The 26,260-nt window shown below is 67.7% G+C and carries 27 protein-coding genes; 11 read left to right on the forward strand and 16 right to left on the reverse strand.

Features of this window, described 5'->3' with window-relative positions; translation table 11 throughout:
* Window positions 1-127 precede the first annotated feature (127 nt).
* The 7 genes from H3H55_RS21505 (at window position 128) to H3H55_RS21535 (ending at window position 8,194) form a co-directional block, all read left to right on the forward strand.
* Window positions 128-1,087, forward strand: a complete 960-nt coding sequence (locus H3H55_RS21505) for an AraC family transcriptional regulator (protein WP_193100118.1) — start codon at window positions 128-130, stop codon at window positions 1,085-1,087.
* A gap of 118 nt (window positions 1,088-1,205) precedes the next feature.
* Window positions 1,206-2,147, forward strand: coding sequence for a substrate-binding domain-containing protein (locus H3H55_RS21510; protein ID WP_193100119.1), 942 nt, complete (start codon window positions 1,206-1,208; stop codon window positions 2,145-2,147).
* Between the two features lie 62 nt (window positions 2,148-2,209).
* Window positions 2,210-3,730, forward strand: coding sequence for a sugar ABC transporter ATP-binding protein (locus H3H55_RS21515; RefSeq protein ID WP_193100120.1), 1,521 nt, complete (start codon window positions 2,210-2,212; stop codon window positions 3,728-3,730).
* The gene (locus H3H55_RS21520) at window positions 3,717-4,727 is read left to right on the forward strand and encodes an ABC transporter permease (protein WP_193100121.1); all 1,011 of its coding nucleotides are present in this window, start codon (window positions 3,717-3,719) and stop codon (window positions 4,725-4,727) included. The genes H3H55_RS21515 and H3H55_RS21520 overlap by 14 nt, the downstream gene beginning before the upstream one ends.
* A gap of 46 nt (window positions 4,728-4,773) precedes the next feature.
* Window positions 4,774-5,862: an alcohol dehydrogenase catalytic domain-containing protein gene (locus H3H55_RS21525; protein WP_193100122.1), complete on the forward strand. Its 1,089-nt coding sequence runs from the start codon at window positions 4,774-4,776 to the stop codon at window positions 5,860-5,862.
* A 29-nt stretch (window positions 5,863-5,891) separates the two neighbouring features.
* Window positions 5,892-7,439, forward strand: coding sequence for an FGGY-family carbohydrate kinase (locus tag H3H55_RS21530; RefSeq protein WP_193100123.1), 1,548 nt, complete (start codon window positions 5,892-5,894; stop codon window positions 7,437-7,439).
* Window positions 7,436-8,194: an SDR family oxidoreductase gene (locus H3H55_RS21535; protein ID WP_193100124.1), complete on the forward strand. Its 759-nt coding sequence runs from the start codon at window positions 7,436-7,438 to the stop codon at window positions 8,192-8,194. Before H3H55_RS21530 ends, H3H55_RS21535 begins: the two co-directional genes overlap by 4 nt.
* 95 nt (window positions 8,195-8,289) lie before the next feature.
* Here the strand turns inward: H3H55_RS21535 and H3H55_RS21540 are convergent, their stop codons facing one another.
* The 5 genes from H3H55_RS21540 to H3H55_RS21560 form a co-directional block, all read right to left on the reverse strand.
* Entirely contained in the window at window positions 8,290-8,433 is a 144-nt protein-coding gene (locus H3H55_RS21540; protein WP_165948077.1) for a hypothetical protein, read from the reverse strand.
* A 188-nt stretch (window positions 8,434-8,621) separates the two neighbouring features.
* The gene (locus H3H55_RS21545; RefSeq protein WP_193100125.1) at window positions 8,622-9,206 is read right to left on the reverse strand and encodes an NTP transferase domain-containing protein; all 585 of its coding nucleotides are present in this window, start codon (window positions 9,204-9,206) and stop codon (window positions 8,622-8,624) included.
* 102 nt (window positions 9,207-9,308) lie between these two features.
* Window positions 9,309-10,028 (reverse strand): M15 family metallopeptidase, encoded by a 720-nt coding sequence (locus H3H55_RS21550; protein WP_319022313.1) that lies wholly within the window; start codon window positions 10,026-10,028, stop codon window positions 9,309-9,311.
* A gap of 123 nt (window positions 10,029-10,151) precedes the next feature.
* Complete coding sequence (locus H3H55_RS21555; RefSeq protein ID WP_129517308.1) at window positions 10,152-10,547, reverse strand: type II toxin-antitoxin system VapC family toxin; 396 nt, start codon at window positions 10,545-10,547, stop codon at window positions 10,152-10,154.
* The gene (locus tag H3H55_RS21560; protein ID WP_048245635.1) at window positions 10,544-10,783 is read right to left on the reverse strand and encodes a type II toxin-antitoxin system Phd/YefM family antitoxin; all 240 of its coding nucleotides are present in this window, start codon (window positions 10,781-10,783) and stop codon (window positions 10,544-10,546) included. The genes H3H55_RS21555 and H3H55_RS21560 overlap by 4 nt, the downstream gene beginning before the upstream one ends.
* Window positions 10,784-10,989: 206 nt before the next feature.
* Here H3H55_RS21560 and H3H55_RS21565 point away from each other — a divergent pair, with 206 nt between their 5' ends.
* Window positions 10,990-11,412, forward strand: coding sequence for an amino acid-binding protein (locus H3H55_RS21565; protein ID WP_193100126.1), 423 nt, complete (start codon window positions 10,990-10,992; stop codon window positions 11,410-11,412).
* An 80-nt stretch (window positions 11,413-11,492) separates the two neighbouring features.
* Here the strand turns inward: H3H55_RS21565 and H3H55_RS21570 are convergent, their stop codons facing one another.
* From H3H55_RS21570 to H3H55_RS21585, 4 genes are all read right to left on the reverse strand, one after another.
* Window positions 11,493-12,176: a Fe2+-dependent dioxygenase gene (locus tag H3H55_RS21570; protein ID WP_193100127.1), complete on the reverse strand. Its 684-nt coding sequence runs from the start codon at window positions 12,174-12,176 to the stop codon at window positions 11,493-11,495.
* Window positions 12,173-12,928, reverse strand: coding sequence for a tetratricopeptide repeat protein (locus tag H3H55_RS21575; RefSeq protein ID WP_193100128.1), 756 nt, complete (start codon window positions 12,926-12,928; stop codon window positions 12,173-12,175). Before H3H55_RS21575 ends, H3H55_RS21570 begins: the two co-directional genes overlap by 4 nt.
* A 3-nt stretch (window positions 12,929-12,931) precedes the next feature.
* Window positions 12,932-15,175, reverse strand: coding sequence for a TonB-dependent receptor (locus H3H55_RS21580; RefSeq protein ID WP_193100129.1), 2,244 nt, complete (start codon window positions 15,173-15,175; stop codon window positions 12,932-12,934).
* Window positions 15,176-15,805: 630 nt separating this feature from the next.
* Window positions 15,806-17,101 (reverse strand): aspartate carbamoyltransferase, encoded by a 1,296-nt coding sequence (locus H3H55_RS21585; RefSeq protein ID WP_193100130.1) that lies wholly within the window; start codon window positions 17,099-17,101, stop codon window positions 15,806-15,808.
* A gap of 234 nt (window positions 17,102-17,335) precedes the next feature.
* Between H3H55_RS21585 and H3H55_RS21590 the strand changes: the two genes are divergently transcribed.
* On the forward strand, window positions 17,336-17,470 hold the full coding sequence (locus tag H3H55_RS21590) for an entericidin A/B family lipoprotein (protein ID WP_009688930.1): 135 nt from the start codon (window positions 17,336-17,338) through the stop codon (window positions 17,468-17,470).
* Window positions 17,471-17,565: 95 nt separating this feature from the next.
* Here the strand turns inward: H3H55_RS21590 and H3H55_RS21595 are convergent, their stop codons facing one another.
* From H3H55_RS21595 to H3H55_RS21605, 3 genes are all read right to left on the reverse strand, one after another.
* Entirely contained in the window at window positions 17,566-18,126 is a 561-nt protein-coding gene (locus H3H55_RS21595; RefSeq protein ID WP_129515360.1) for a permease, read from the reverse strand.
* Between the two features lie 203 nt (window positions 18,127-18,329).
* Entirely contained in the window at window positions 18,330-19,289 is a 960-nt protein-coding gene (locus H3H55_RS21600) for a DMT family transporter (protein WP_193100131.1), read from the reverse strand.
* 180 nt (window positions 19,290-19,469) lie between these two features.
* On the reverse strand, window positions 19,470-20,264 hold the full coding sequence (locus tag H3H55_RS21605; protein WP_193100132.1) for an AraC family transcriptional regulator: 795 nt from the start codon (window positions 20,262-20,264) through the stop codon (window positions 19,470-19,472).
* Window positions 20,265-20,434: 170 nt separating this feature from the next.
* Between H3H55_RS21605 and H3H55_RS21610 the strand changes: the two genes are divergently transcribed.
* Entirely contained in the window at window positions 20,435-21,268 is an 834-nt protein-coding gene (locus H3H55_RS21610) for a molybdenum cofactor biosynthesis F family protein (RefSeq protein ID WP_193102092.1), read from the forward strand.
* Window positions 21,265-22,074: an SDR family oxidoreductase gene (locus tag H3H55_RS21615; RefSeq protein WP_193100133.1), complete on the forward strand. Its 810-nt coding sequence runs from the start codon at window positions 21,265-21,267 to the stop codon at window positions 22,072-22,074. Before H3H55_RS21610 ends, H3H55_RS21615 begins: the two co-directional genes overlap by 4 nt.
* A gap of 166 nt (window positions 22,075-22,240) precedes the next feature.
* Here H3H55_RS21615 and H3H55_RS21620 read toward each other — a convergent pair whose 3' ends face one another.
* From H3H55_RS21620 to H3H55_RS21635, 4 genes are all read right to left on the reverse strand, one after another.
* Complete coding sequence (locus tag H3H55_RS21620; RefSeq protein ID WP_193100134.1) at window positions 22,241-22,948, reverse strand: dihydrodipicolinate reductase; 708 nt, start codon at window positions 22,946-22,948, stop codon at window positions 22,241-22,243.
* A gap of 161 nt (window positions 22,949-23,109) precedes the next feature.
* On the reverse strand, window positions 23,110-23,877 hold the full coding sequence (locus tag H3H55_RS21625; RefSeq protein ID WP_193100135.1) for a DUF4410 domain-containing protein: 768 nt from the start codon (window positions 23,875-23,877) through the stop codon (window positions 23,110-23,112).
* Between the two features lie 282 nt (window positions 23,878-24,159).
* The gene (locus tag H3H55_RS21630) at window positions 24,160-25,506 is read right to left on the reverse strand and encodes an ATP-binding protein (protein ID WP_193100136.1); all 1,347 of its coding nucleotides are present in this window, start codon (window positions 25,504-25,506) and stop codon (window positions 24,160-24,162) included.
* A complete protein-coding gene (locus tag H3H55_RS21635; protein ID WP_193100137.1) occupies window positions 25,506-26,219 on the reverse strand; it encodes a response regulator in 714 nt (237 codons plus the stop codon). Before H3H55_RS21635 ends, H3H55_RS21630 begins: the two co-directional genes overlap by 1 nt.
* Window positions 26,220-26,260 lie beyond the last annotated feature (41 nt).

Here is a 26,260-nt window from a genome sequence, read left to right on the forward strand (position 1 = left end):
GGAGCCACGCGCTCGATCGACCTACATTGCTTCCCATGCGACCGGTCGCGTCGCCGCGCGAAACACGCGGCGACGCGCGAACAGCCGAACAGGCCGGCCAGCGATACATGGGAATGGAGACGCCAAGATGATGCACCCCGATCTCGAAGTGGTCGAAGTGCGACGCGACGAGTCGTTCAAGGTCTGGTCGCACGGCTATCCGTATCGCACGATCCGCTGGCACTTCCATCCCGAATTCGAACTGCACCTGATCGTCGCGACGCGCGGCAAGTATTTCGTCGGCGATCACATCGGCTCGTTCGGCCCCGGCCATCTCGTGCTGCTCGGTCCGAACCTGCCGCACAACTGGGTCAGCGACATGGCCGAAGGCGAAACCGTCGAGCGCCGCAATCTCGTGATCCAGTTCGACCCGGCGTTCGTGCGCCGCTGCATGGACGCGTTTCCCGAATGCCGCGATGCGCAGGCGCTGCTCGACGACGCACGGCGCGGTGTCGGCTTCGACACCGCGACCAGCGCGGCGATCGCGCCGCTGTTCGACGAACTGCTGGCGGCGCGCGGCATGCGCCGCATCGCGCTGTTCATGACGATCCTCGAGCGGCTGTGCGGCGCCGACGAGCGCACGCTGCTCGCGAGCCCCGCGTACGACCAGGCCGACGTCACGCCCACGCGGCTCAGCCATGCGCTGTCGTATATCGGCAAGAACCTCGCGTCCGAGCTGCGCGAATCCGATCTCGCGCAACTGACGGGGCAAAGCGTCAGCGCGTTCTCGCGTGCGTTCCATCGCCAGACGGGCATGCCGTTCGTGCAGTACGTGAACCGTCTGCGGATCGAATCCGCGTGCCAGATGCTGCTCGCCGACGATACGAGCATCACCGATATCTGCTTCCAGGCCGGCTTCAACAACGTATCGAACTTCAACCGCCAGTTTCGCGCGGTGAAGGGGATGGCGCCGTCCGAATTCCGCGCGCTGCAACGCCTGAACGCGCGCAGCCGCGAACTCGCGCTGCATGCGGCGCCCACCGGCAACCCGATGCCGCCGCGCGTACTGACACCCGGCGCGCCCGAACTCGCGCCGCAGCCGGGATGATCGCCGGGCCGCCGCCCGCCTGAGTTTTCCACGCCGTTGTACCCAGCCGATCGCGCCGCCCGCGTCGCGAGGGGCTTGCTCACCCACGAAAAAGCCTTATACAACCGGAGACACCGTCATGACGCATGCATCGCCCGCTTCATCCCCCCGCCGAGCCGCCCGCATGGCGGCCCTTGCCGCGCTCGCCGTCGCGGCCTTGCTGCCCGCCGCCGCGCATGCCGCGCCGCTGCGGATCGGCATGACGTTCCAGGAACTGAACAACCCGTATTTCGTGACGATGCAGAAGGCGCTTACCGATGCGGCCGCAACGATCGGTGCGCAGGTCGTCGTCACCGACGCGCATCACGACGTCAGCAAGCAGGTGAGCGACGTCGAGGACATGCTGCAGAAGAAGATCGACATCCTGCTCGTGAACCCGACCGATTCGACCGGCATCCAGTCGGCGATCGCGCAGGCGAAGAAGGCCGGCGCGGTGGTCGTGGCTGTCGATGCGAACGCGAACGGGCCGGTCGATTCGTTCGTCGGCTCGAAGAACTACGACGCGGGCGTGATGTCGTGCGAATACCTCGCGAAGGCGATCGGCGGCAGCGGCGAGGTCGCGATCCTCGACGGCATTCCGGTCGTGCCGATTCTCGAACGCGTGCGCGGCTGCAAGGCCGGGCTCGCGAAATTTCCGAACGTGAAGCTCGTCGACACGCAGAACGGCAAGCAGGAGCGCGCGACCGCGCTGTCGGTGACCGAAAACATGATCTCCGCGCATCCGAACCTGAAGGGCCTCTTCAGCGTGAACGACGGCGGCTCGATGGGCGCGCTCGCCGCGATCGAGGGTTCCGGCAAGGACATCAAGCTGACGAGCGTCGACGGCGCGCCCGAGGCGATCGCCGCGATCCAGAAGCCGAACTCGAAGTTCATCGAGACGACCGCGCAGTTCCCGGCCGACCAGGTGCGCATCGCGCTCGGCATCGCGATCGCGCGCAAGTGGGGCGCGACGGTGCCGAAGGCGATCCCGGTCGACGTGAAGGTCGTCGATCGCGGCAACGCGAAGGGCTTCAGCTGGTGAACGACGTGCGACGCGACGCGAAGGGCGGCGGCACGGTCGACGCCCTTCGCACGGAGAGGCCGATGGATACGATACTCAGGCTCAGCCACATCACGAAAAGCTTTCCGGGCGTGAAGGCGCTGTCCAACATTCATCTGGAAATTGCGCGCGGCGAGATCCACGCGCTGCTCGGCGAGAACGGCGCGGGCAAGTCGACGCTGATGAAGATCCTGTGCGGCATTCATCAACCGGACGCCGGCACGATCGAGATCGACGGCGCCGCGCGCCGTTTCGCGAACTATCACGAGGCGGTCGCGGCGGGCGTCGGCATCGTGTTCCAGGAGTTCAGCCTGATCCCGCACCTGGACGCCGTCGACAACCTGTTCCTCGGCCGCGAGCTGCGCAATCGCTGGGGCGCGCGCGACCGCACGCGGATGCGCCGCGCGGCGGCCGGCATCTTCGCGCGGCTCGGCGTGTCGATCGATCTCGATGCGCCGATCCGTGCGCTGTCGGTCGCGCAACAGCAGTTCGTCGAGATCGGCAAGGCGCTGTCGCTCGACGCGCGCATCCTGATCCTCGACGAACCGACCGCCACGCTCACGCCGGCCGAGGCCGAACACCTGTTCGCGATCATGCGCGAGCTGAAGCGGCAGGGCGTCGCGATGATCTTCATCTCGCATCACCTCGACGAGATCTTCGCGGTGTGCGACCGCATCACCGTGCTGCGTGATGGCCAGTACGTCGCGACGACCGACGTCGCGCGCACGGACGTCGAGCAGCTCGTGCGGATGATGGTCGGCCGGCGGATCGAAAGCAGCTTTCCGCCGAAGCCCGCGCTGCCGGCCGACGCGCCGGCCGTGCTCGAAGTCGACGCGCTGCAGCTCGAGCGCGGCGGCCCGGTGAACCGCTTCGCGCTGCGGGCGGGCGAGATCCTCGGCTTCGCCGGGCTGGTCGGCTCGGGCCGCACGGAAACGGCGCTCGCGGTGATCGGCGCGACGCGCGCGCACCGCAAGGAAGTGCGCGTGCGCGGCGCGGCGGCGAAGCTCGCCGATCCGGCCGACGCGCTGCGCGCGGGCATCGGCATCCTGCCGGAAAGCCGCAAGACGGAAGGGCTCGTCACGTCGTTTTCGATCCGCGACAACATCTCGTTGAACAACCTCGGCAAGTACCGGTCGATGCGCTGGCTGATTGACCGGCGCGGCGAGGCGCGCGCGACGCACGACGTGATGCGGCGCGTCGGCGTGAAGGCGCCGTCGATCCACACCGAAGTTGCGACGCTGTCCGGCGGCAACCAGCAGAAGGTCGTGATTGCGCGCTGGCTGAACCATCACACGTCGGTGCTGATCTTCGACGAGCCGACGCGCGGCATCGACGTCGGCGCGAAAGCCGAAATCTACGGGCTGATGCGCGAACTCACCGCGCGCGGCTACGCCATCATCATGATCTCGTCCGAACTGCCGGAGATCGTCGGCATGTGCGATCGCGTCGCCGTGTTCCGGCAAGGGCGCATCGAGGCGACGCTCGAAGGCGACGAGATCGATCCCGACATGGTCATGACCCATGCCACGGCCGGCACGCGAGGAGCGACCCATGAACCTGCCTGATTCTTCTTCCACGCCTTCCACGACGCTCGCGGCTGCCGCCGCCGGCGATGCGTCGCCGCCACGCGCGATGGGGGCGCGGTTGCGGCGCTCGACGCTGTTCTATCCGCTCGTCGGCCTCATCGTCGTGTGCATCGCGATGATGATCGCGAGCCCGAGCTTCCTGTCCGCCGCGAACCTGGAAAACGTGCTGCGCCAGGTGTCGATCAACGCGATCATCGCGGTCGGCATGACCTGCGTGATCCTGACCGGCGGGATCGACCTGTCGGTCGGCTCGGTGATGGCGCTGTCGGGCACGCTCGCGGCCGGGCTGATGGTCGCGGGTGTCAACGCGGTCGCCGCGCTTGCGATCGGCATCGCGGTCGGCCTCGGTTTCGGCTTCCTGAACGGCGTGTTCGTCGCGTTCGCGGGGATGCCGCCGATCATCGTCACGCTCGCGACGATGGGCATCGCGCGCGGCCTCGCGCTGATCTACACGGGCGGCTATCCGATCGACGGCCTGCCCGACTGGGTCGCGTTCTTCGGCAGCGGCAAGGTGCTCGGCATCCAGGCGCCCGTGCTGATCATGCTGGTGGTCTATGCGATCGCGTGGCTGCTGCTCGACCGCATGCCGTTCGGCCGCTACGTGTATGCGATCGGCGGCAACGAGCAGGCGACGCGGCTCACCGGCGTGCGTGTCGCGCGCGTGAAGCTGATCGTCTACACGCTGGCCGGGCTCACGTCGGCGCTCGCCGCGATCGTGCTGACCGGGCGGCTGATGAGCGGGCAGCCGAACGCGGGCGTGGGCTTCGAACTCGACGCGATCGCGGCCGTCGTGATGGGCGGCACGTCGATCTCCGGCGGGCGCGGCGCGATCCTCGGCACGCTGGTCGGCGCGCTGCTGCTCGGCGTGCTCAACAATGGCCTGAACATGATCGGCGTGAACCCGTATGTGCAGAACGTGATCAAGGGCGGAATCATCCTGCTCGCGATCTACATCAGCCGAGAACGATCGCGGTAACACGTGATCGATCAGATATCCGAATCATCAACGAAAGAGACACCTCATGACGACACCCGAAGCCCAGCCGCGGATGACCGCGGTCGTCTGCCACGGCCCCGAGGACTATCGCGTCGAACAGGTCGCGAAGCCGCGCCCCGGCGTGAACGAGCTCGTGATCCGCATCGCCGCGTGCGGGATCTGCGCGAGCGACTGCAAGTGCTATACGGGCGCGAAGATGTTCTGGGGCGGCCCGAGTCCGTGGGTGAAGGCGCCCGTGATTCCCGGCCATGAATTCTTCGGCTACGTCGAAGCGCTCGGCGACGGCGCGGCCGAACATTTCGGCGTGGCATTGGGCGACCGCGTGATCGCCGAGCAGATCGTGCCGTGCGGCAAGTGTCGTTATTGCAGGTCGGGCCAGTACTGGATGTGCGAAGTGCACAACATCTTCGGCTTCCAGCGCGACGTCGCCGACGGCGGGATGGCCGAATACATGCGCATTCCGCCGACCGCGCTCGTCCACAAGATTCCGCTCGGCGTGTCGCTCGAGGATGCCGCGATCATCGAGCCGCTGTCGTGCGCGATCCATACCGTGAACCGCGGCGATCTCCAACTCGACGATGTCGTCGTGATCGCGGGCGCGGGCCCGCTCGGGCTGATGATGACGCAGGTCGCGCACCTGAAGACGCCGAAGAAACTCGTCGTGATCGACCTGATCGACGAGCGCCTCGACCTCGCGCGGCAGTACGGCGCCGACGTGACGATCAACCCGAAGCGTGACGATGCGCGTGAGATCATCCGCGCGCTGACCGACGGCTACGGCTGCGACGTCTATATCGAAACGACCGGCGCGCCGGTCGGCGTGAACCAGGGGCTCGACCTGATCCGCAAGCTCGGCCGTTTCGTCGAATTCAGCGTGTTCGGTGAGGATGCGACCGTCGACTGGTCGATCATCGGCGACCGCAAGGAACTCGACGTGCGCGGCGCGCACCTTGGGCCATACTGCTATCCGATCGCGATCGACCTGCTGGCGCGCGGGCTCGTCACGTCGAAAGGCATCGTCACGCACGGTTTCGCGCTCGAAGATTGGGACGACGCGATTCGCGTCGCGAAATCGCCCGAATCGATCAAGGTGCTGCTGAAGCCGGCCCGCTGACGGCCGGCGTGCGCCTCACCGGAGAGATCATGGAATACGTCATAGGCGTCGATATCGGCACGCAGAGCACCAAGGCGCTGCTCGTCGACCGGCACGGCACGATCGTCGCGCGACGTTCGTCCGGCTACCAGCCCGACACGCCGCGCCCGCTGTGGGCCGAGCAATGGCCGCAGGTGTGGTTCGATGCCGTGCTCGAATGCATCGCGGGCTGCGTGAGCGATGCGCGTGCGCAGGGCGTGCCGGCCGACGCGATCCGCGCGGTGTGCGTGAGCAGCCTGTACGGCGGCTCGGGCATCCCGGTCGACAGCGACATGCGGCCGCTCCATCCGTGCCTGATCTGGATGGACCGGCGCGCGACCGCGCAGGTCGATTGGGTCGACGAGCACGTCAACGTCGAGCGGTTGCGCGTGATCACGGGCAACGGCGTCGACAGCTACTACGGCTTCACGAAGATGCTGTGGCTGCGCGACCAGCGGCCGGACGTATGGGCGAACGTGCGCTATTTCCTGCCGCCGAACGCGTATGTGATCTACCTGCTGACCGGCGAAGTCGCGGTCGATCACAGCTCGGCCGGCAATATCGGCGGCGTGTACGACGTCGCGCGCCGCGAGTGGTCCGACGATGCGCTCGACATGCTCGGCATTCCGGCGACGATGATGCCCGAGCGGCTCGTCGATTCGACCGAGATCGTCGGCGGGCTGCTGTCGCAATGGACCGAACAGCTCGGGTTGCCGGCCGGCACACCCGTCGTCGCGGGCGGCGTCGATGCGGCCGTCGCGACCTTCGCGGCCGGCGCGACGCGCACTGGCCAGCACGTCGCGATGATCGGCACCAGCATGTGCTGGGGCTATGTGAACCAGCATGTCGATGCGCGGCACGGGCTCGTCAGCATGCCGCACGTGTTCAACGGGCAGCGTGACCTGTACGTGTTCGGCGGCGCGATCACGGCCGGTGCGTCGGTCGCGTGGTTTCGCGACCAGTTCTGTCATGCGGAACTCGATGCGGCGCGCCTGCTGCCGCACGGCGATCCACACGTGTTGCTCGAGGAAGCGGCCGAAAACGTGCCGGCCGGTGCCGACGGCGTGCTGTTCCTGCCGTACCTGATGGGCGAGCGCAGCCCCGTGTGGGATGCGAAGGCGAGCGGTGCGTTCGTCGGACTGAGTCTCGCGCATACGCGAGCGCACCTGTATCGCGCGGTGCTTGAAGGTGTCGCATTCGCGTTGCGGCACAACATCGAGGCCGGCCGCCGCGGCGCGGCGGCGCTGGACGATCGGCTGATCGTCGTCGGCGGTGCCGCGCATTCGGCGCTCTGGATGCAGATCATTGCCGACGTGACGGGCTTTCCGGTATGGACGATCGAGCAGGATGTCGAAGCCGCGATGGGGGCGGCACTGCTCGCGGGTGTCGGGGCAGGGCTCGTGTCGCACGACGATGCGCAGGGCGGCTGGGTCACGCTCGTCGAGCGTGCACGGCCCGATGCCGGACGTGCGCAAGCGTATGCGGCGCGTTTCGCGCTCTACACGGCGCTGTACCCGGCACTCAAACCGATCATGCACCGCTTGAGCACGCCATCATGAAGACACGATTCGATTTCAGCGGCTCGCGGGTGCTTGTCACGGGCGCATCGAGCGGAATCGGGCGAGCGTGCGCGGTCGCGCTGGCGCAGGCGGGCGCGCGGGTCGTCGCGGCGGGGCGTGACATGGCCGCGCTCGATGCGCTGGCCGGCGAGACGGCATGCGATACGTTGCGTATCGATGTCGGCGGCGACGAACATGCGATCGACGCGGCGCTCGCCGCGCACGATGCGTTCGATGGCCTCGTCAATTGCGCGGGAATCGCGTCGCTCGAAGCGGCGCTCGATGTCGGCGCCGCGCATTTCGATCGCGTGATGGCGGTCAATGCGCGCGGTGCGGCGCTCGTCGCGCGGGCCGTCGCGCGCAAGATGATCGAATGCGACGGACGGGGCGCCGAACGTGCGCGGGGCAGTATCGTCAACGTATCGAGCCAGGCCGCGCTCGTCGGGCTGCCCGCGCATCTGAGCTATTGCGCGTCGAAGGCGGCGATGGACGCGATCACGCGCGTGTTGTGCATCGAACTCGGGCCGCACGGCATTCGCGTGAACAGCGTGAACCCGACCGTCACGCTCACGCCGATGGCGCAGTTCGCGTGGAGCGAACCGGAGAAGCGCGCGCCGATGCTGGCGGCGATTCCGCTCGGGCGCTTTGCCGAGCCGGATGAGGTGGTCGAACCGATCCTGTTTTTGCTGAGCGATGCGGCGTCGATGATCAGCGGCGTGTCGCTGCCGATCGATGGCGGGTATACGGCGCGATAGGCCACGCGATGCGGTGACGGGCGGCCGGCTGCCGCCAACCGCCAGCCGCGCATGACGGGAAATAGGGGCGAATGTGCGGCGCGGCCGACGCGCGGCTAGACCGGGTCTTTGCTCGGCGGTCCGTCCGGTTGTTGCGGGTTGTCGTGATGATGACCCGGCGGCGACGACAGCGGGTCGTCTTCCGGATCGCGGTTCGGGTCGGCCGGTGGCTCGGGCGTCGGGGTCGTGTGATCGGTCATGGAGAACTCGCGCAGTGCGTGACGGCGGCGGCGCGGCAGGTGCGCCTCGTCTCCGTTATAGGCAATCGAACGTGCGTTTGCAGCGGGATTCTTGCGGCGGGGTGTCGATCGTCGCTGGAAGCCGTGAATCGGCGATCGTCGAACGGGTTCGTCTACTGCAATGTGTCGTGCGGTCCGCGCGATCGCGGTCAGCGCAGATCCGCCGGCGTATCGACGTCGCGCAGGATGCCGGGATCGTCGACGTCCAGCAGTTGCACGGGCGCGCTCGCGAACAGTGTGCGGGCGCCGGTATCGCCGTCGAGCGCGGCCAGTGCCTCGTAGTGGTGCGCGGCGAAACCGACCGGATGGCCACGCACGCCGCGATGGGCGGGGGCGATGATCGATGCGCCGTCCGTATCGAGCGCGCGCGTCACCGCTTCGTAGGTCGAAGCCGCGATCCACGGCATGTCGCCGAGCGCGACGAGCCAGCCGGTCGCGTCGGGGGTCGCGCGCACGCCGGCCGCGAGGGTCGCGCCCATGCCGCGCTCGGTGTCGGATGCGTAGACGACCTGGCAGCCGGCTTCGTTCAGCAGAATCGCGAGTTTTTCGGCGCCGGGACGCACGATGGCGATCACGTCGGCCGTGGCCGCCGCAAGATGGCGGGCGGCCGCGACCGCAACCGGTGTGCCGTCTGGCAGCAGCGCGAGCAACTTGCTGTGCAGGCCGCTCGGGTCGAAGCGTTGACCAAGGCCGCCGGCGAGCAGGACGCCGGTGGCGAGTGACGCATAGGGCATCGGCGCGGGGGGAGTGAGACAGGTGCTGCGATTGTGCGGGACCGGGCGGGGATCGGCAAGTGAGGATGTTACCGAGTCGCGCCCGTCAGATCGGAAATACCGTCATCGCGACGCTTCGTCGAGCATGCTTTCCTCGACGGGGCCGTAAATCGCGTGGGATTCACGCTGCATGACGGCCCAATAGCGGTCACCGAACGACCAATGCCACCATTCCGACGGGTAATTCGTGAAGCCGGCGCCCGTCAGCGCGTCGATCAGCACCTGGCGGTTACGTGCGGCCGCGCGGCTGATGAATGCGTTGTGCGTGTAGCACGCGCCGGACGATTCGTGGTCGGTGGCGTTCATGATGCTGCCCATGTCGGCTTCGATGCCGTCCGCCGATATCAGCGTAAGGTCGACGGCAGCGCCGGTCGGATGCGCGGCGACTTCGGGGGGCGCGACATAGTGGCTCGCGAGTTCGTACAGCGTTTCGTCGGACGGCAGCGGATTCAGCGTGCCGCGCAGTTCGGCGAGATGGCCGGTGAAGTATTCACGCTGGAGCGCGAGCGGGCGATAGCCTTCCTTGACGTAAAGGCGCAGCCCGGCGGGCAGCGCGTGCGCGGCGACGACCAGCCGTTCGGCGATACCGCGGCGTACCTTCAGGAAATGCGGACTCGTATTCGAAACGACGCTGCGCGAGAGGTCGACGGCGACGCGTTCGTCGAAGGTGGCGAGATCGACAAACCCTTCATGCGACTCCATCAGGGCGATAGACCGGACAACGGGATCGGAGAGCGATATCACGATAGCGGGTGAGGTGGCGCGATGACGGTTGCGGGTCACGAGCCGGCGGGCGGGGTGCTGTGCTGCGCTTGGCCGGCCGTGGTCGTTTGGGTCAGACGAATCGCCAATATGCCAGAGTCCGGCGGCGGCGGTGTCACGGTTGGTCCTGCAAGCGGGCGAGACCTACCAGAGCGTCTTCACGTGCGCGTAAGCGCGGATTTTTTCGTCGCGGGTGACGAGCGGTGCGCCGAGCCGCCGCGCGGTGGCGACGATCATGCGGTCGGCCGGATCCTTGTGGAACGCGCCGGGCAGGGCGGTGGATTTCGCGGCGATGTCGGCGTCGACGGGCACGAAGCGCATGCCGTCGATCTGCGCGACCGTGGCGAGCCATGCGTCGACATCCATCGACAGCGCGAGGCGATCGTTGCGCACCAGCATCGCAATCTCCCACGCCGAGATCGCGGATGCGGCGAGCGCGCCTTCGCCGCGCGCGCGATCGATCGCGGTTCGCGCTTTCTTGCTGAGCGAAGGATCGCCCGCCACCCACCACACCAATGCATGCGTATCCAGCACGATCACCGCGACGCCTCCCAATCATCTTCCGCAATCGGATCGAGAGGATTGTCGTAGCGCATGACCGAGCCGCGCAATATGTCCAACGGCTGAGCTTCGCGTGCGTGATACGGCCGGATCTCGAGCGTCGGCTTGCCGTGATCGGTGACGATCAGGCTTTCGCCTGACGACTCGACGAGCCGGAAGTATTCGAGTGCGCGAGCCTTGAACTCGGATTTCGAAACGGGAGCGTGCGGCATCATGATTTGGACCTGGTCATGTGACGATGGTCATTTTATGGCAGTGCGGCGGAGCGAGGCAAGTCGCGAAGGTCACGCGTCACCGGATGCATGCAAAACGTGACAGGGTGCGTCGATGCCCAGGGGCCGGAAGACGCTGTCCGCCTTGCTCGCGTGCCTGCCGTGATCTAGATTTTTTCTATCGGGGTTCTCAGGCGGGAGGAACTGCCATGGAACTGAGCGTAGAACGTGTCGATGTGTGGGCGGCGACCATCGAGGACAAGCCGGGCGGCCTCGCGGCTGTATTAGGCGCTCTGCGGACTGCCGGCGCAGACTTGCAGTTCATCGTCGCACGCCGCACATCGGAGGCGCCGGGCAAGGGCGTCGTGTTTGTCGCACCACTGCAGGGAGACGCGGTGATTCGCACGGCCACGCAGGTGGGGTTCAGCGTCACCCCGAGCGTTCACTCCGTCCGCGTAATGGGTCTGGATCAAATGGGCATCATCGGGCAACTGACCCAGATGCTCGCGGACGGCGCGATCAATCTTCGTGGCGTTTCGGCCGCCGTGCTGGGTTCCCAGTTCATTGCCTATTTCGCGGTCGATTCGGTGGACGATGCGGACAAGGCGGTCGATATCCTGCAGCGGGCATAAGGCGGCTGCGTTGGACGGTGGATTGGCAGTAACCGGAAGGGGGCTCGCGTTTCAGGACGTTGCGGGGCCCCCCACATGGCTCAGGTATCCGCCCACCGTCTCAGCAGGTTGTGATAGATCCCGGTGAGCGCGATCACGCCCGGGTCGTGTCCACCTTTGTCCGCGGAGAGCTGCTGAATCTGCGTATCGAGCTGGAACAACAGCGTGCGATCGGCATCGTCGCGCACCATGCTCTGGATCCAGAAGAATGAAGCGACGCGCTCGCCGCGCGTCACGGGCGTCACGTGATGCAGGCTCGACGCCGGATACAGCACGAGATCGCCCGCCGGCAGCTTGGCGCGATGCACGCCGTACGTATCCTCGACACACAGCTCGCCGCCGTCGTACGCATCGGGTTCCTCGAGAAACAGCGTCGCCGACAGATCGCTGCGCACGCGGAAATCCGTGCCGCGCAGCAGCCGGATCGCGTTGTCGACATGCGTGCCGAACGTCTCGCCGCCTTCATAGCGATTGAACAGCGGCGGAAACACCTTGAGCGGCAGCGCCGCCGAGAAGAACAGCGGATGGCGCGCGAGCGCATCCTGGATCGCGTCGCCAACCGCGCGCGCCGCCGGCGAGCCTTCCGGCAATTGCCGGTTGCGTTTCGCGAGCGCCGACTGCGCGCCGGACGTTGCATTGCCGTCGACCCATTCGGCCGCATCGAGCACGTCGCGGCATTGCGCGACCTGCGCCTTGGTCAGTACGCCGGGGATATGAAGCATCATGTTGCGGATTCCATAACGTGCGGCGCTAGTTGCATCGCCGCCGTACGAAATGCGTCGAGCGGCGACGATGCGAGATACGCGCGCATCTTCGCGATGAACGCGGGCGTCGCGGTGGCCGGCACGCGTGCGAGCCACGTAAGCGCTTCGTCGATCTGCCCGCGCTCGGCGAGCAGCCGCGCAAGGTTGAACTGGCCGCGGAAATCGCCGGCAACGGCGGCGCGGCGATAGTGGTCGAACGCGGCGTCGGTGTCGACCGACACGACCCAGCCGTCCTCGTAGAAGCCGCCGATCAGGTTGATCGATTTCGCATGGCCGAGCGCGGCTGCGCGGCGGAACCAGTCGAGCGCGTCGGTGCGGTTCTCGTCGACACCGTTGCCGAGCGCGAGTGCCGTCGCGTAGTTGTACATGCCCCAGTCGAGCCCGGCCTGCGCGGCGAGCCGGTACCAGTACACGGCGACCGGCGCGCACGCGGCCGTGCCCCAGCCGAACTCGTAGCAGCGGCCGAGCATGTTCATCGCCATCGGATGACCGGCCCGCGCGGCGTGCCGGAACCAGTTGAACGCGGCAGCCGGATCGCGTGCCACGCCATGCCCGTCGAGCAGGTACTGTCCGTAGACGGCCTGCGCATCGACGATGCCGTTATCGGCCGCCGCCGCAACCCACGCGGCGGCGCGCTCGGGCGGCCCGGCCAGGATGTCGGCGAAATCGCGCGGCGACACCGACGCGAGCGCCTTCAGCGACACGGCCTCCATCGATCAGTAGCGCGCGTTCAGCGTGATGAACGCCGAGCGGCCCGGTGCGATCGACGCGTAGTGCGCCGGATACGCCTGATCGAAGTACGTGCGGTTGAACAGGTTGTTCACGTTCAGCTGCAGGTCGAGCTTCTTGTTGATCCGGTACTGCGCCATCGCATCGAAGCGCCAGTACGACGGCACGGCGCGCAGGTTCGCGGGATCGCCGAATACTTCCGACATGTAGAACGCGCCGCCGCCGACCGTGAACTTCGGCGTCACGTCGTAGTTCGACCACATCGTGAGGCTGTGCTTCGGCGTGTTCGGGAAGCGGTTGCCGTCGTTCGCGCTGTCCTTGCCGTTGTCGCGCAGCGCGCTCTTCATGTACGTATAGCCGCCGAACACTTGCCACTGCTTCGTGATCTGGCCGGCGACGCCGAGCTCGAGGCCCTGCACGCGCTTGTTGCCGACCATCGCGTACTGGTTGTTCGGCAGCGTCACGCGCGCGTTCGTCGTATCGATCTGGAACAGCGCGGCGGTCAGCGACAGCTTGTCGTTCAGCACGTTCCACTTCGTGCCGAGCTCGATGCTGCGGTTCTTCTCCGGCGACAGCTGATCGGCGTTCGGCCCGACGCCGCCGCGGCCCGGCGTGAGCGACTGCGTTTCGCTGCCTTCGCCGAGCATCATGCCGGCCGGCGTCGACGACGTTGCATACGACGCGTAGATGCTGCCGTTCTGCGCGGGCTTGAACACGAGGCCGGCCTGCCAGTTCACGAGCGTGTCGTCGCGCGTATAGGTCTTGCCGCCGTTCGCCTTGGTGTCGGTGAAGCGGGTCGAGTAGTCGTCGACGCGCACACCGGCATTGACCTGCCAGCGCGGCGTGATCTCGATCGTGTCGAAGCCGTAGATCGATTTCGTCGTGGTGCGTGCATGCGCGTAGTCGTTGGCGCGCGTGATCGAGCCGGCCCACGGGTCGTTCGGGTTCGGCGACCACAGGCTCGTGCAGTTGTAGCCCGACGCCGCGCCGATGCCTTTCTGGCAGACCTTGCCGTTATCCGTGGCGACGTTGTACGTATCGCGCTTGCCCCATTCGCGCGTCAGCTCGATGCCGGTCGTGAAGCTGTGCTTGAACGGGCCGGTGCGGAATTCGCCGAACAGCTCGGTCAGGTTCGCGATGCTGTTGATCGAGCTGTCGCGGTTGTTGTTGCGGCGCCAGACCTTGCCGTTGACCACGTTGCCCTGGCTGTCGTCCGGCTGCGTCCAGATGTAGTCCTGCGTCGATTCCGTGTAGCGCGTGGTGTTGCGGACCGTCAGCGACGACGTGATGTCGTGTTCGATCTTGATCGTGCTGATGTCCGACGTGGTCTTGCGGAAATCGCGGTCGATCAGCCCGTAGAAGTTGTGGCGATCGACGGGTGCCGGATAGATCGTGCCGACGTTCGCGGGCTTGTTCGACGTCGTGTAGAAGTACGGGATGCCGCCGTCGGGCATGTCGTCCGTCGACAGATGGTAGTAGCTCGCGGTCACGCGCGTCGACGTGCCGAGGCCGAATGCGATCGACGGCGCGACGCCCCAGCGTTCGTTGTTGACGGCATCGCGGCCGGCGACGTCGTTGTTGTGGCTCATCAGGTTCAGGCGGAACGCGGCGTGATCGGCGAACTGCCAGTTGCCGTCGGCCGTGAAGCGGCGATAGCGGTCGGTGCCGACGCCCGCGCTCGCGCTGGCCGTCGTGCCGAGGTGCGGGGCCTTCGTGATCAGGTTGATGCTGCCGCCCGCGCCGCCGCGACCGCCGTATGCGCCGTCGGAACCCTTGGTGATCTCGATGCGCTCGGTGTTGAAGATCTCGCGCGTCGTGGCGCCCGTGTCGCGCATGCCGTCGACGAACATGCTGCCCTGCGTGTCGTAGCCGCGGATGAACGGACGGTCGCCGAGCGGGTTGCCGCCTTCGCCGGCGCCGAACGTGATGCCGGGCACGGTGCGCAGCGCTTCGGTCAGCGTCGACGCGCCGCTGTTCCGGATCAGTTCCTGCGGGATCACGGTGACGGACTTCGGCGTGTCGACGAGCGGCGCGGTGAATTTCGCGGAAGCGGAAAAGTCGGCCTTGTAGCTGTGCTCGGTCTTGCCCTGGATCTCGATCGGCGCGAGATGGCCTTCGGTGCTGGACGGGGCAGGCGGCGGCGTACCGTCGGCGAAAGCGGGGCTCGCGGCGAGCACGCTGCACAGGGTGGTGAATTTACCGAGCTTCAACTCGTCGGGACGGGACTTCATGGTGCGCTTCGACCTCGCGATGTGGCCCCGGGAGCGGTGCGCTACGGAAATGTGCATGCCGCCGGGAATTATTACGATTTGTTTTCAGGCGGCATTCTATGTAATTTTCCGTTAAATGAGAAGCGTTCTTGTTTGTATTTGTAAGGGGATTGTTGACGAATGTTGCGGGGTGGTTGGAGGGCGGTTTGAGGATGGGAAATGGCCGATTGGCCGAGTATGGCGGGCTCTTTGAGCGGGTTAGAGTGGTTATGTCGCGAGGCAATCCATGGGACTGCAAAATGCCAGGATGACTGCATTGAAAGCATTTTGAAGGGATGCATCATGCCTGTGATTACCGTTCGAGCCTTCTCGCGCGCGCTCGTGCCGCCGGTACCGCGATCGCACCTTCCGACGTTTATTGCTGCCACGGCCGAGTCAAGCGGCCTGATCCTAGCCACGCGCGACGCCACACCGTTCGAGGCGATGGGCGTTCGCGTGATCGACCCGTGGGCGTGTTAGTTTCCGGTTGCGGGCCCCACCGGCTGCGCCGCAAATGAAAAACGCGCCGTGCGATGCGGCGCGTTTTGTTTCAGGCAAGCTCGCCCGCCAATCTGAAGCGATGGCAGGCGAGCGCGATACCTTCGGTGCGGCTCAATCAACCCCGTGAAACACCGCGTCCTCCGGCCCGAGGTACGCCGGCGGGCGCCACGTCGCGTCGCGCATCGAATGCTGGACGAGGTTCTCGACGCCGAGCAGCACCGCGAAGATCGCCATTCGCACCGGAATCCCGTTGTCGGTCTGCCGGAAGATCGCGAGGCGCGGGTCGCGGTTCAGGTCGACCGACAGGTCGTTCGCGCCCGGCCGGCTGTCGCGCGGCAGCGGGTGCATGATCAGCGTGTCGGGCTTGCAGACCGAGTCGACGAGCGCCTGGTTGATCTGGAAATCCGGCGTGTAGCCTTCGAACGACTCGTCGGTGAAGCGCTCCTTCTGGATTCGCGTCGCGTAGACGACGTCCGCGCCGCGCAGCCCGGCCGCGAGGTCGGTCGTCTGTTCGATCACATGGCCGTTCGTCGAGATCTGGTCGATGATGTAGGCCGGCATCTCGAGCATCGGCGGCGACACGAGCGTGAACTTGAGCCCGCGATACAGCGCGAGCAGCTTGACGAGCGAGTGCACGGTGCGGCCGTACTTGAGATCGCCGACCAGTGCGATGTGCGCGCCGTCGACGATCTTGCCGAGCCGCGAGAACTCGCGCTGGATCGTATAGAGATCGAGCAGCGCCTGGCTCGGGTGCTCGCCGGGGCCGTCGCCGCCGTTGATCACGGGCAGGTTGGTCGCGCGCGCGAACTCGGCCACCGAGCCTTTCTCCGGGTGGCGGATCACGAGCGCGTCGACGTAGCCGGCCATCACGCGGCTCGTGTCGTAGATCGATTCGCCCTTGGCCATCGACGAGAACGTGAAGCCCGTCGTGTCGCACACCGAGCCGCCGAGCCGGCAGAAGGCCGCGCCGAACGACACGCGCGTGCGCGTGCTGGCCTCGAAGAACAGGTTGCCGAGCACGGCGCCTTCCAGCACGCGCGAAATCTTGTGGCGCCGCGCGATCGGCTGCATCACGTCGGCCACGCGGAACAGCGCCTCGACCGATTCCCGCGAGAACTGGTCGACCGACAGCAGCTGCGGCTTGCCCTCGAAAAAGAACTGCCTTGCGAGCCCTTGACTATCTACGCTTTGCGTATATCCGCCGCCTTCCGGTGCCGAACGCTCGACGATTTCCGACACGAAGCGCTCGACGATCTCGGGCATCCCGCGCGATTCCTGCGAATCGTCGGGCAGCAACCACGTATCCAGCGCGCGCCGGCTGACGCCGATGCGATTGGCGAACGCTTCGCGGGTCATGTTGAGGCGGCGCATCGCGTCGCGTAGGAAGGCTTGCTGGGGAACGGTCATCGGCGGCTCCTGACGAAAAATATACGCGGTGCGTATATTAGATCCTGGCGCAATGAAGTCAAGGAAAATCTGCGCGAACGGGTTGTGCGGCTCGCATGACACTCGGCGGGTTCGTACTGGCGCGCGGCGTCCGTCTCCGTATAATCAGGTCAGGCCCCGTGCCTCGCATCTTGCCGGGCACCACGCCGCAGACGATTCGCCCGGTCGGGCTTGTTGATTCGAAGGAGGATGAGAATGACGCGTACGATTGCTGCAATGCTGCTGGTGGTGACCGCCGCGCTCGCCGGTTGCAATACGGTCGCCGGCATGGGCCAGGATATTTCGAAGGGTGGCCAGGCGATCAGCGATACGGCCGAAAAGGCCAAGTAAGCCGACTGGTTCCCGAATACAGAAGGCGCCGGGCCGTCCCGCGATTGCGGGGCGGCCCGGCGCCTTTTTTTCGGGTTGCGTTAACGCCGGCGGCGTCAGGCGCGTTCCACGAATGCGTAGCGGCCTTCGACCTTGCGCGGCGTGAACCAGCCGTAGTCGGGGAACATCCGATTGCGGACGAACCAGACGTAGCCCACCAGTACGAGCGTGACCACGAGGCCCGGCAGCGCGGTCGACGGATCGCGTCCGAGACCGGCGATGGTCTTCGGCAACTGCAGCAGCGACAGCAGGATGAACGCGTGATACGCGCCGACGCGATGGGTGGCGAAGCCCCAGATGAACAGCAACGACAGCGGCACGGTCAGCAGGAGGAACAGCGCGACGAAGCCGCCCGATACGCCGGCGTCGCCGGCGGCTGCGGAGAAGTAATACGCGAGCATGAGGCTGATCGCCAGCTGGGCGATGCCGAGCGCGACCAGGATCCAGGTGTGCACCTTGTTCTTGCGGCAGCGTTCGGGATCGGGGCGCGACGCGATCAGGCCGGCGAGCACGCGATCCTTGAGCCCCTGTCCGGACAGTTCGGCCAGCGTGTCGGCCTTCCTCGTTCCCGCGGACAGCAGCACCGCGATTCTTGTTTTGGCTTCCTTCCTGTTCATTGCTTGGCAGATTGTTGTTCGATGGTTGTCAAAGGTCCCGGCCACGCGAATATTGCATCTTGCGGGGTGACACGCAACGGTTTTGCGGTGTGCGGACACATTCCTACAACTGCTGCCGGCATCGCGGGAACGTGGGGAGCCGACAGGCCGTGTGAGACGGGACGGCGCGACCGTCGTTTCCGCCATAGCGCGATGAACGCGGATCAGTCGGCTGCCGTTTGCGCGGAGGGTGCGGGGCCGGCCGGTTGTACCGGCTGCATTTCACGTGCCTGACCGGGTGGTTCGCGGCGCCGCGTCGCGCCGACGAGCATGCCCGCGACGACGAGCCCGATGCCGGCGATACGCGTGCCGCTCAGCGTCTCGCCGAACAGCGCGACCGCGAACAGCACGGCCGAGACCGGCGCGACGGCGGTGAACAGCGCGGCCTCGGTGCCGCTCGTGCGCGCCGAGCCCGCATACCAGCACAGGTAGCCGAGCACGGTCGGCACCAGCGCGTAGTAGGCGATCGCCGATACGGCGCCGACGGTCCAGCCGCTCGCCACCGCGCGCCATTCAAACGCGGCCGGCACGAGTGCGAGCACGAAGCCGAGGCCCGACATCGCGGTGGACAGCGCAAGCGGCGGCAACGGCGCGGCAAGCCGCCGGTTGAGCAGGATGAAGACGGCTTCGCAGGCGACGGCGGCCAGCACCAGTGCATCGCCGGCAAGCGTCTGGAGCGACGGCATCGCCTGGCCGGGTGCGAACGTGACGAACACGACGCCGGCCGTGGCGAGCGCGGCGGCCAGCCAGTCGCGTGGCGTCTGCCGCTCGCGCAGCACGACGGCCGTGATCAGCGTCGACATTGCCGGCAGCGTGCCGAGCATCACGCCCGCGTCGAGCGGCGACGACAGCTTCGTGCCGCTGATCAGCAGCACCGTATAACCGACGCCGCCCGCCGCGGCCTGGATGACGAGCAGCACGGCGTCGCGCGCGGAAATGCGCGGCCAGCGCATGCGCTGCGCGCGCATCAGCGCGAACAGCAGCGGGGTCGCGATCAGGAAGCGCAGCGCCGTGGCCGCGAACGGCGGCAGACCGCCGGCCGCGAGACGGCTCGCGATGACGGTGCTGCCGACGCCCGCCATCGCGGCGGCGAGATAGAGATAGCCAATCAGTCGTGTCTTCATGCGCCGCATCGTCGCGTACGGCGGCAGTGCGCGTCTTGAACGAAATTGCAGCGGGCGTGCGGGCGTGTCGAAAACGGTGCGCTGCGTGCCCGCACCGGTGGCATGGGCGGCTGCAGCGGTCGATGCGGCAACCGCCTTTGCACACGGTGTACCCGGCGGCCTCGCGCCGGGATGGCAGCGTCAAACGGCCTGTGTGAAGCGCCCCGGCGTGATCCCGAACTGGCGTGCGAATGCACGCGTCAGGTGGCTCTGATCGGCAAAACCGGCTTCGGCCGCGGCATCCGCGATCGGCAGGCCGCTGGCGAGCAGCGCGCGCGCCAGCCGCGTGCGCGACTGGATCAGGTAGGCGTGCGGCGTGATGCCGAGTTCGCGCGCAAACCCGCGCAGCAACTGGAAGCGGCTCACGCCGCTCAGGCCGGCCAGCTCGGCGAGCGAAACGGAGGCGGCCGGTGCCGCGTCGAGCCGCTCCCGGGCGACGCGGATCGCCGGCGCGACGCGGGCTACCGGCAGCGTGCGGTTCGCGTGACGGGCGAGCAACCCGGCGACCAGCATCACGAGCGCCTCGTCGCGGGCGAGCGGCTGGATTTCCCCTGCGACGATGCGCGCATGCAGCTGGCCGACGGCGGCGGCAAGCCGCGTGTCGCGCACCGCCGGATGCGCAAGCTCGATGCCGCCGAGGCCTTCTTCCGCCGCGACGCCCGCGACCAGCGCGGGCGCGAGGTACAGCATCCGCCAGCGCCGGCCCGTGCCGGCATCGATCGGCGAGCCGTCGTGCATCTCGCCCGGGTTGACCATGATCGCGTCGCCGGCCAGCGCGTCGACCTGCCCGCGGCCGCTCCACGACCGGTGCGCGCCGCTCACGATCACGCCGACCCCGAATTCGTCGTGCGCGTGGCGCGGAAACGCGCGGTCGGATTCGAGGCTGATCGCCTCGATGCCTTCGCCGGTCCGTCGGTAGTGGGTGACACGGTGCATGTGCGCTCCTCGCGCCGGTTGCGGCGCGGATGACGTGCACTTTAGCGCGTTCCGGCGCGGCGCGCCCTTCATCCTTTTGGCCGATACCGCGCGGCGCGCGCAGCCCGCACCATGTGCACATGAGCAGCGTACACGGCCCGCCGGGCCTGAAGCTGCGCGGGAGACGGCAGGTGGAACGACAGGATCCGGTATTCATTCAGGTTGGCGCGCTTGCGGACGGCTTCGCGCCGGAAGCGAACATCCTCGCCCCCGTCGACGCGCTCGCCGGGCGCACGGTGGCGCTCGGCGACGCGTCGGGCGCGTGGCGCGTCTATACGTTCGAGCCGGGCGCGCTGCAGTGGCGCGATGCGGCGACCGACACGGGCGGCCGCGAGCCGTGCCGCGTGACGCGGCTGCGCGACGGGTTGTACTTCGTCGACTACATCGATTCGTCCGCCCGAGCGACGTCGGTGAGTCTCGTGATCGATTTCGACAACGGCGTGTGGACGTCGGTCGTCGGCGTGCTGCCGACCGAAGCCGACACGCGCATCGACGCGTTCACGCGTGTCGCGCGCGGGCTGCCGCTCACGGGTGTCGACGCGGAGTTCCGGCACGGCACGCTCGGTGGCCACGCGCAGCCGGGGTCGTTGCACGGGCCGACGCGCGAGTTGATCGGCAAGCGCACGATGTATCGCTACAGCCCGACCGAATGCTACGAGCACATCTACCTGAACGAGAACTTCTACGCGTGGCAGTGCCTGCAGGGCGTCGAAGGCGGGCTGGCCGATGTCGACCGCTGCCATTACTTCAGGATCGCCGACGAGCTGTATCTGTTCGTGTGGCGCGAAAAGGTGGTGCCGACGCTCGGCGTCGTACTGATCGATCTCGCGCAGCGCAAGACCGACGGCAAGATCTTCGGTTATCAGGGCGGCGATTTCGGCACGCTGTCGAATTTCCAGATCGGCGCTCATGCACAGGTGCTGAACGAAACCGTGCATCCGCTCGGCGGCGAGGCGCAGCGATGAATGCCGTGCTGGGCAGCGGCCGCCTGCGTGCGGATTTCAGCGGGCGCGTTGTGCTCGTCACGGGCGCCGCGCAGGGGATCGGCGCGGCGATCGCGCGTCGTTTCGCGGAATCCGACGCATTCGTCGCGCTCGCCGACCTGAACGGCGAGGCGGCCGCCGCGCAGGCCGACGCGCTCGTCAGCGCGGGCGGCGACGCGCGTGCCTATCGGGTGGACGCCGCCAGCCGGGACGAACTGGGCGCGCTGGTCGCGGCGGTCGAGCGCGACGCCGGCCGGCTCGATGTGGTTGTCCACAATGCCGCGTATTTTCCGCTGACGCCATTCGCGCAGATCGACGAGCCGACGCTCGAACGGACGCTGTCGGTCAACCTGTCGGCGCTGTTCTGGCTCGCGCAGGCCGCGTTGCCGGCATTCGAGCGCGCGGGGGCCGGGCGGTTGCTCGTCACGTCGTCGGTCACGGGGCCGCGCGTCGTCTATCCGGGGCTCGCGCACTACGCGGCGTCGAAGGCTGGCGTGAACGGCTTCATTCGCGCGGCGGCGCTGGAGCTCGCGCGCCGCAACGTGACGGTCAACGGCGTCGAGCCGGGGATGATCCGCACGCCGGCGGCCGGCAATCTCGGCGACGCGTCGGTCGCGGCGCAGATCGCGCGCGACATTCCGCTTGCGCGGGTGGGCGAGCCGGAGGACATCGCGAACGCGATGCTGTTTCTCGCATCGGCGGACGCCGCGTACATCACCGGGCAGACGATCGTCGTCGACGGCGGCGCGACCTTGCCGGAGAGCGGGGCGGTGCTGGGAGACGGGTAACGGCGAACCGGCGAGAGCGACGAGAACTGCGAGAACTGCGAGAACTGCGAGAACTGCGAGAACTGCGAGAACTGCGAGAACTGCGAGAGCGCCGGCCGCGACGAGGTCACGGCTGGCAAGCTGCTTGCTGCGGCGCTATCGTCGGCCGCGCAGCGCATCGTCGCGACTACAGCCAGCCGTTCTGGATGAACTCGACGATCGAATAGCGGCGGTGCTCGAGATCGTGCTGCCCGACGGCTTCGACGATCCTCGATACGCCGTCCGCATAGGGCGTCGCGCCGTACACGCGCGATTCGAACTGCAGGCTGCACGCGCCGTCGTCGATGCGGATCCGGTGAACCGCATGGCGGCCGAGCTGATCGTCGGGGATCGCGAATTCGTTGCGCTGCACGTCCGGGTCGCGCACGGAGCGGATGTCGTCCGGCCGCACGCCGAGCGACTGGCCGATCCCGACGGCCGTGCCGGGGACGGACGTCTTGCCTGCCTGATGCGACTCCGACAGGCTGATCTCGCAGTCGCGAAACAGGTGGCCGCTGGTTTCCAGCATGCTCATGAACTTGAGCATCAGGATGTTCGTGTTCGGACAGAGCACGATCGGGAAATCGTGCGATCCGGTTTCGAGGTCGGAGCCGGTGGACAGTTCGACGAGCGGCGACGCGGTGGACTGGCAGAACGCGATCGCGTCGGCGAGTTCGCGGCCAGAACCGGCATGCACGACGATCGATCGGGCGTCACTACGTCGGGCGTCGTTGTGCCGCGCATCGTTTCGCGCGCGGTCCGACCACGGCATCACGCGACAGGTTGCCGGATCGAGCCGGTGCGAGCCGAGCAGCTCGTTGGCCAGCTTGCCGGTTCCTACGACGAGTACTTGCATGAGATTGACGGGTTGAAGTTCAGGATTCGAGACGGGAACGGCGCGGGCCGTCGGGTAGCCCGGCATGGCCGTGGCGCGCGCCGGGCCGGGCCAGCCTCGCGCATTATGCCCGGCCGCCCGCATGCGCGCCTGCCGGGCCGCGCGTGCGGCGCCGCGGCGCGTCAGCTCGCCGACGCCGTCGGCAGCCACGCGTTCGCCGTGTTCTGCGTGGCGAGTTGCTTCGCGATCGAGCGCGCAAGGCGGTCCGTATCGGACGCCACCGTGTCGTGTTTGGTTTCCGACGCGCCGTGCAGGCCGGCGCCGACCGCCGCCGACGTCGCGAGGCGGCCGGCCGCCGCGCCGACCCCGGCGGTTTCGACCATGCCGGGCAGGTGGCCGCTGTTCGCGCTGACGGAGAACGTGTCGAGCGGCTGCGGTGCGCCGTGGGCCGGCTGGAACAGCACGGTGACCGACGCACCCACTTCGCTTTTGCCCGCGCCGAGCCCGATCAGGATGCGGCGGCGGCGGTTGCCGGCGTCGATCGTTTCGAACCGGCCTTCGACCACCAGCGCGTCGCGGCCGTCGGGCGCCGGACCGCGCAGCGCGGGAATGCCTTGCGACCGGAGTTCGCGCACGAGCGCGTCGGCGAGTTGCTCGCGGGTCTTCAGCGCGCTCTGCTGGCGCTGCACGTCGGCGGATGAGCCCTTCGCGAGGGTCGCGAGCTTGCTGATCATCCCGCCGTCGACCTTGACGTCGGTCGTGTCCACATCGAACGGGGACACATAGACGACATCCGCATGAACCTGCGGCAGCGTATGGGCCGCGGGCGCGGCGTTCGTCGCCGTAGTCGCGGTCGATGCGCAGCCGGTCATCGCGAGCGCGCCGGCGATCAGCGCGGCACTGGTCAGACGTTTGGCGTGGGCGGTCAGTGCGTGAAGGGTAGTGAACATGTCGATCTCCGTGGCCTGGATGAGGATGCCGATACTGTCGCGGCATTCAGGAACGCGAACGATCGGAAGCGGGGCGTGGACGCTGGCGGGGAGAGGGTTCATGCCGTTGCGCAACACGCAGGCGCAAGTATGCGGAGGTCGGACGTGACACGCCACGCAGGAATTATGTCGTCGCATGTCACGGGCCGGCGCGCACGGCCATCGAGCAGTCAGGCGGTCAAGCAGCGGAGCGGCGAAGCAGTCGGGCCCTCAAGCCCTCAGGCTCCCGGGCTCCCCAGACCTTCAAGCCGACAGCGAAGGCCGCGCCGGCCCGGACGAATCGAGCGGCAGCGCGACGACGGCCTCCAGGCCGCCGCCCTCGCGGTCGCGAAACGTCAGCGATCCGCCGTGCAGGCGCGCGATCCGCTCGACGATCGCGAGGCCGAGGCCGGTGCCGCCCGCATGGCTGCGCGCGTTCGCGCCGCGGCTGAACGGCGCCTTGAGCCGCTCGAGTTCCGCGGCGCCGATGCCGTTGCCGCGATCGCTGACCACCGCGTACGCGATGCCCCGTTCGGTCCAGGTACGCACGCCGAGGCCGGTGTGGCCGTACACGACGGCGTTCTGCATCAGGTTCATCAGCAGCCGCATCAGGCTGATCGGGCGGAACGCGAACGCGGGCACGTCGCCTTCGTCGAATTTGAATTCGTGACCGAGCCCGGCGAAATCCGCGACGAGCTGGCCGATCAGCGCATTCAGGTCGCCGGGTTGCGGTGTCTCGCGCTCTCCGCTGCCCGCGTAGTCCATGAATTGCTGCAGGATCGTATCGATCTGGTCCAGGTAATGTTCGGCCGAGGCGGTGAGCGCGTCGTGCGTGCCGCGCGGCAGCGCCATCGCGAGCGCAAGGCGCAGCTTGGTGAGCGGCGTGCGGATGTCGTGCGACACGCCGGCCAGCATCAGCGAGCGGGTCGTTTCCGCCTGCTGCAGCGCATCGGCCATCCGGTTGAACGCGCGGCTCACGTCGGCGATTTCGGTCGGGCCGTCGGTGGGCAGCGGCGGCGGGCGCTCGCCCGCGCTGACGCGCTGCGCCGCGCGTGCCAGCGCATCGAGCGGCCGGTTCAGGTGAAGCTGGATCAGGTAGCCGGTCAACGCCGCCAGCAACGCCAGCCCGACCGACAGCACGAGGGCCGTCGTGATGCCGCTTGCCTGCGCGTCGGCAGCCATCGGCAGCGGCACCCAGACCGGCGAGCCGGCCGCATGCAGCCGGATCCACAGGCGTTCGTCGTCGCCCGACTGCCAGCGCGCCGGGAGGTCGGGCGGCAGGTGGCGTTCGAGCGCCTGCATGAACACGTCGCGCTGCCAGGTACGGAAGAAGGCCGCGAGGCTCGGCGCATGCGGCGGCGCGGCGGGCGGCGGCGATGCCTGACCGCCGAGCTGCGCGACCATCGTGCGGCCCGTGTCGGCCGGCATGCCGGCGAGCGTGCGGTCGAGCAATTGCACGTAGTCGGAGAAGATGATCGATGCGCGCTCGATGCGCGGGCGTTGCACGTAGTGCAGCAACACGGCGAGCGAACAGACGAGCGACAACGCGACGAGCGCGACCAGCAGCGCGATGTTGCGCGCGAGCAGCGAGCGCGGCAGCGGGAATCGCATCACGGTTCGACGCCGGCCACCAGCATGTAGCCGATGCCCCAGACCGTCTTGATGAAGCGCGGCTTGCCGGGATCCTCCTCGACGATCTGGCGCAGCCGCAGGATCTGCACGTCGACGCTGCGGTCGAGTGCGGCGTGGTCGCGGCCACGCGCACGAGCGAGCAGGTTCTCGCGGCTCACCGCGCGGTTCGGCGACGAGCCGAGCGCGTGCAGCAGCAGCATCTGCGCGGAATGGATTTCGACGGGCACGCCGTTGCGCATCAGCGTCTGCTGGCCGACGTCGAACGTGAACGCGCCGAAGCGCAACTGCTGCGACGTGACCGTCGGCTCGCCGGCCGCCATCTTCTGCCGCCGCAGCAGCGCGCGGACGCGGGCCACGAGTTCGTCGGGGAGGAACGGCTTCGCCAGGTAGTCGTCGGCGCCCGTTTCGAGGCCGACGACCTTGTCGGCCGCGTCGCCTTTCGCGGTGAGCATCAGGATCGGCAGCGTGTGGCCTTCCGCGCGCAGGCGCCGGCACACGCTCAGCCCGTCCTCGGGCTCCATCATCAGGTCGAGCACCAGCAGGTCGTACGGTTCGCGCTGCAGCAGGCGGTCGAGCCGCTTGCCGTCAGCGACCGCGCGGACCTGGAAGCCGTGGCCGGTCAGGAAGCGCTGCAGCATGTTGCGCAGCTCGGCTTCGTCGTCGAGCACGACGATCCTGCAGGACTGTTCCATCGGCTGCCTCCCGGTGCGTGTCGCGCGGTCGGACTGGTCGT

It is taken from the genome of Burkholderia sp. Z1 (genome assembly GCF_014893795.1).
GTDB lineage: Bacteria > Pseudomonadota > Gammaproteobacteria > Burkholderiales > Burkholderiaceae > Burkholderia > Burkholderia theae.

What these genes read in the sequence shown, in the direction of transcription:
- H3H55_RS21505 (WP_193100118.1), top strand. Translation starts at nt 128, where the DNA reads ATGATGCACCCCGATCTCGAAGTGGTCGAAGTGCGACGCGACGAGTCG.
- H3H55_RS21510 (WP_193100119.1), top strand. Translation starts at nt 1,206, where the DNA reads ATGACGCATGCATCGCCCGCTTCATCCCCCCGCCGAGCCGCCCGCATG.
- H3H55_RS21515 (WP_193100120.1), top strand. Translation starts at nt 2,210, where the DNA reads ATGGATACGATACTCAGGCTCAGCCACATCACGAAAAGCTTTCCGGGC.
- H3H55_RS21520 (WP_193100121.1), top strand. Translation starts at nt 3,717, where the DNA reads ATGAACCTGCCTGATTCTTCTTCCACGCCTTCCACGACGCTCGCGGCT.
- H3H55_RS21525 (WP_193100122.1), top strand. Translation starts at nt 4,774, where the DNA reads ATGACGACACCCGAAGCCCAGCCGCGGATGACCGCGGTCGTCTGCCAC.
- H3H55_RS21530 (WP_193100123.1), top strand. Translation starts at nt 5,892, where the DNA reads ATGGAATACGTCATAGGCGTCGATATCGGCACGCAGAGCACCAAGGCG.
- H3H55_RS21535 (WP_193100124.1), top strand. Translation starts at nt 7,436, where the DNA reads ATGAAGACACGATTCGATTTCAGCGGCTCGCGGGTGCTTGTCACGGGC.
- H3H55_RS21540 (WP_165948077.1), bottom strand. Translation starts at nt 8,433, where the DNA reads ATGACCGATCACACGACCCCGACGCCCGAGCCACCGGCCGACCCGAAC.
- H3H55_RS21545 (WP_193100125.1), bottom strand. Translation starts at nt 9,206, where the DNA reads ATGCCCTATGCGTCACTCGCCACCGGCGTCCTGCTCGCCGGCGGCCTT.
- H3H55_RS21560 (WP_048245635.1), bottom strand. Translation starts at nt 10,783, where the DNA reads ATGATGCCGCACGCTCCCGTTTCGAAATCCGAGTTCAAGGCTCGCGCA.
- H3H55_RS21565 (WP_193100126.1), top strand. Translation starts at nt 10,990, where the DNA reads ATGGAACTGAGCGTAGAACGTGTCGATGTGTGGGCGGCGACCATCGAG.
- H3H55_RS21570 (WP_193100127.1), bottom strand. Translation starts at nt 12,176, where the DNA reads ATGATGCTTCATATCCCCGGCGTACTGACCAAGGCGCAGGTCGCGCAA.
- H3H55_RS21575 (WP_193100128.1), bottom strand. Translation starts at nt 12,928, where the DNA reads ATGGAGGCCGTGTCGCTGAAGGCGCTCGCGTCGGTGTCGCCGCGCGAT.
- H3H55_RS21580 (WP_193100129.1), bottom strand. Translation starts at nt 15,175, where the DNA reads ATGAAGTCCCGTCCCGACGAGTTGAAGCTCGGTAAATTCACCACCCTG.
- H3H55_RS21585 (WP_193100130.1), bottom strand. Translation starts at nt 17,101, where the DNA reads ATGACCGTTCCCCAGCAAGCCTTCCTACGCGACGCGATGCGCCGCCTC.
- H3H55_RS21590 (WP_009688930.1), top strand. Translation starts at nt 17,336, where the DNA reads ATGACGCGTACGATTGCTGCAATGCTGCTGGTGGTGACCGCCGCGCTC.
- H3H55_RS21595 (WP_129515360.1), bottom strand. Translation starts at nt 18,126, where the DNA reads ATGAACAGGAAGGAAGCCAAAACAAGAATCGCGGTGCTGCTGTCCGCG.
- H3H55_RS21600 (WP_193100131.1), bottom strand. Translation starts at nt 19,289, where the DNA reads ATGAAGACACGACTGATTGGCTATCTCTATCTCGCCGCCGCGATGGCG.
- H3H55_RS21605 (WP_193100132.1), bottom strand. Translation starts at nt 20,264, where the DNA reads ATGCACCGTGTCACCCACTACCGACGGACCGGCGAAGGCATCGAGGCG.
- H3H55_RS21615 (WP_193100133.1), top strand. Translation starts at nt 21,265, where the DNA reads ATGAATGCCGTGCTGGGCAGCGGCCGCCTGCGTGCGGATTTCAGCGGG.
- H3H55_RS21620 (WP_193100134.1), bottom strand. Translation starts at nt 22,948, where the DNA reads ATGCAAGTACTCGTCGTAGGAACCGGCAAGCTGGCCAACGAGCTGCTC.
- H3H55_RS21625 (WP_193100135.1), bottom strand. Translation starts at nt 23,877, where the DNA reads ATGTTCACTACCCTTCACGCACTGACCGCCCACGCCAAACGTCTGACC.
- H3H55_RS21630 (WP_193100136.1), bottom strand. Translation starts at nt 25,506, where the DNA reads ATGCGATTCCCGCTGCCGCGCTCGCTGCTCGCGCGCAACATCGCGCTG.
- H3H55_RS21635 (WP_193100137.1), bottom strand. Translation starts at nt 26,219, where the DNA reads ATGGAACAGTCCTGCAGGATCGTCGTGCTCGACGACGAAGCCGAGCTG.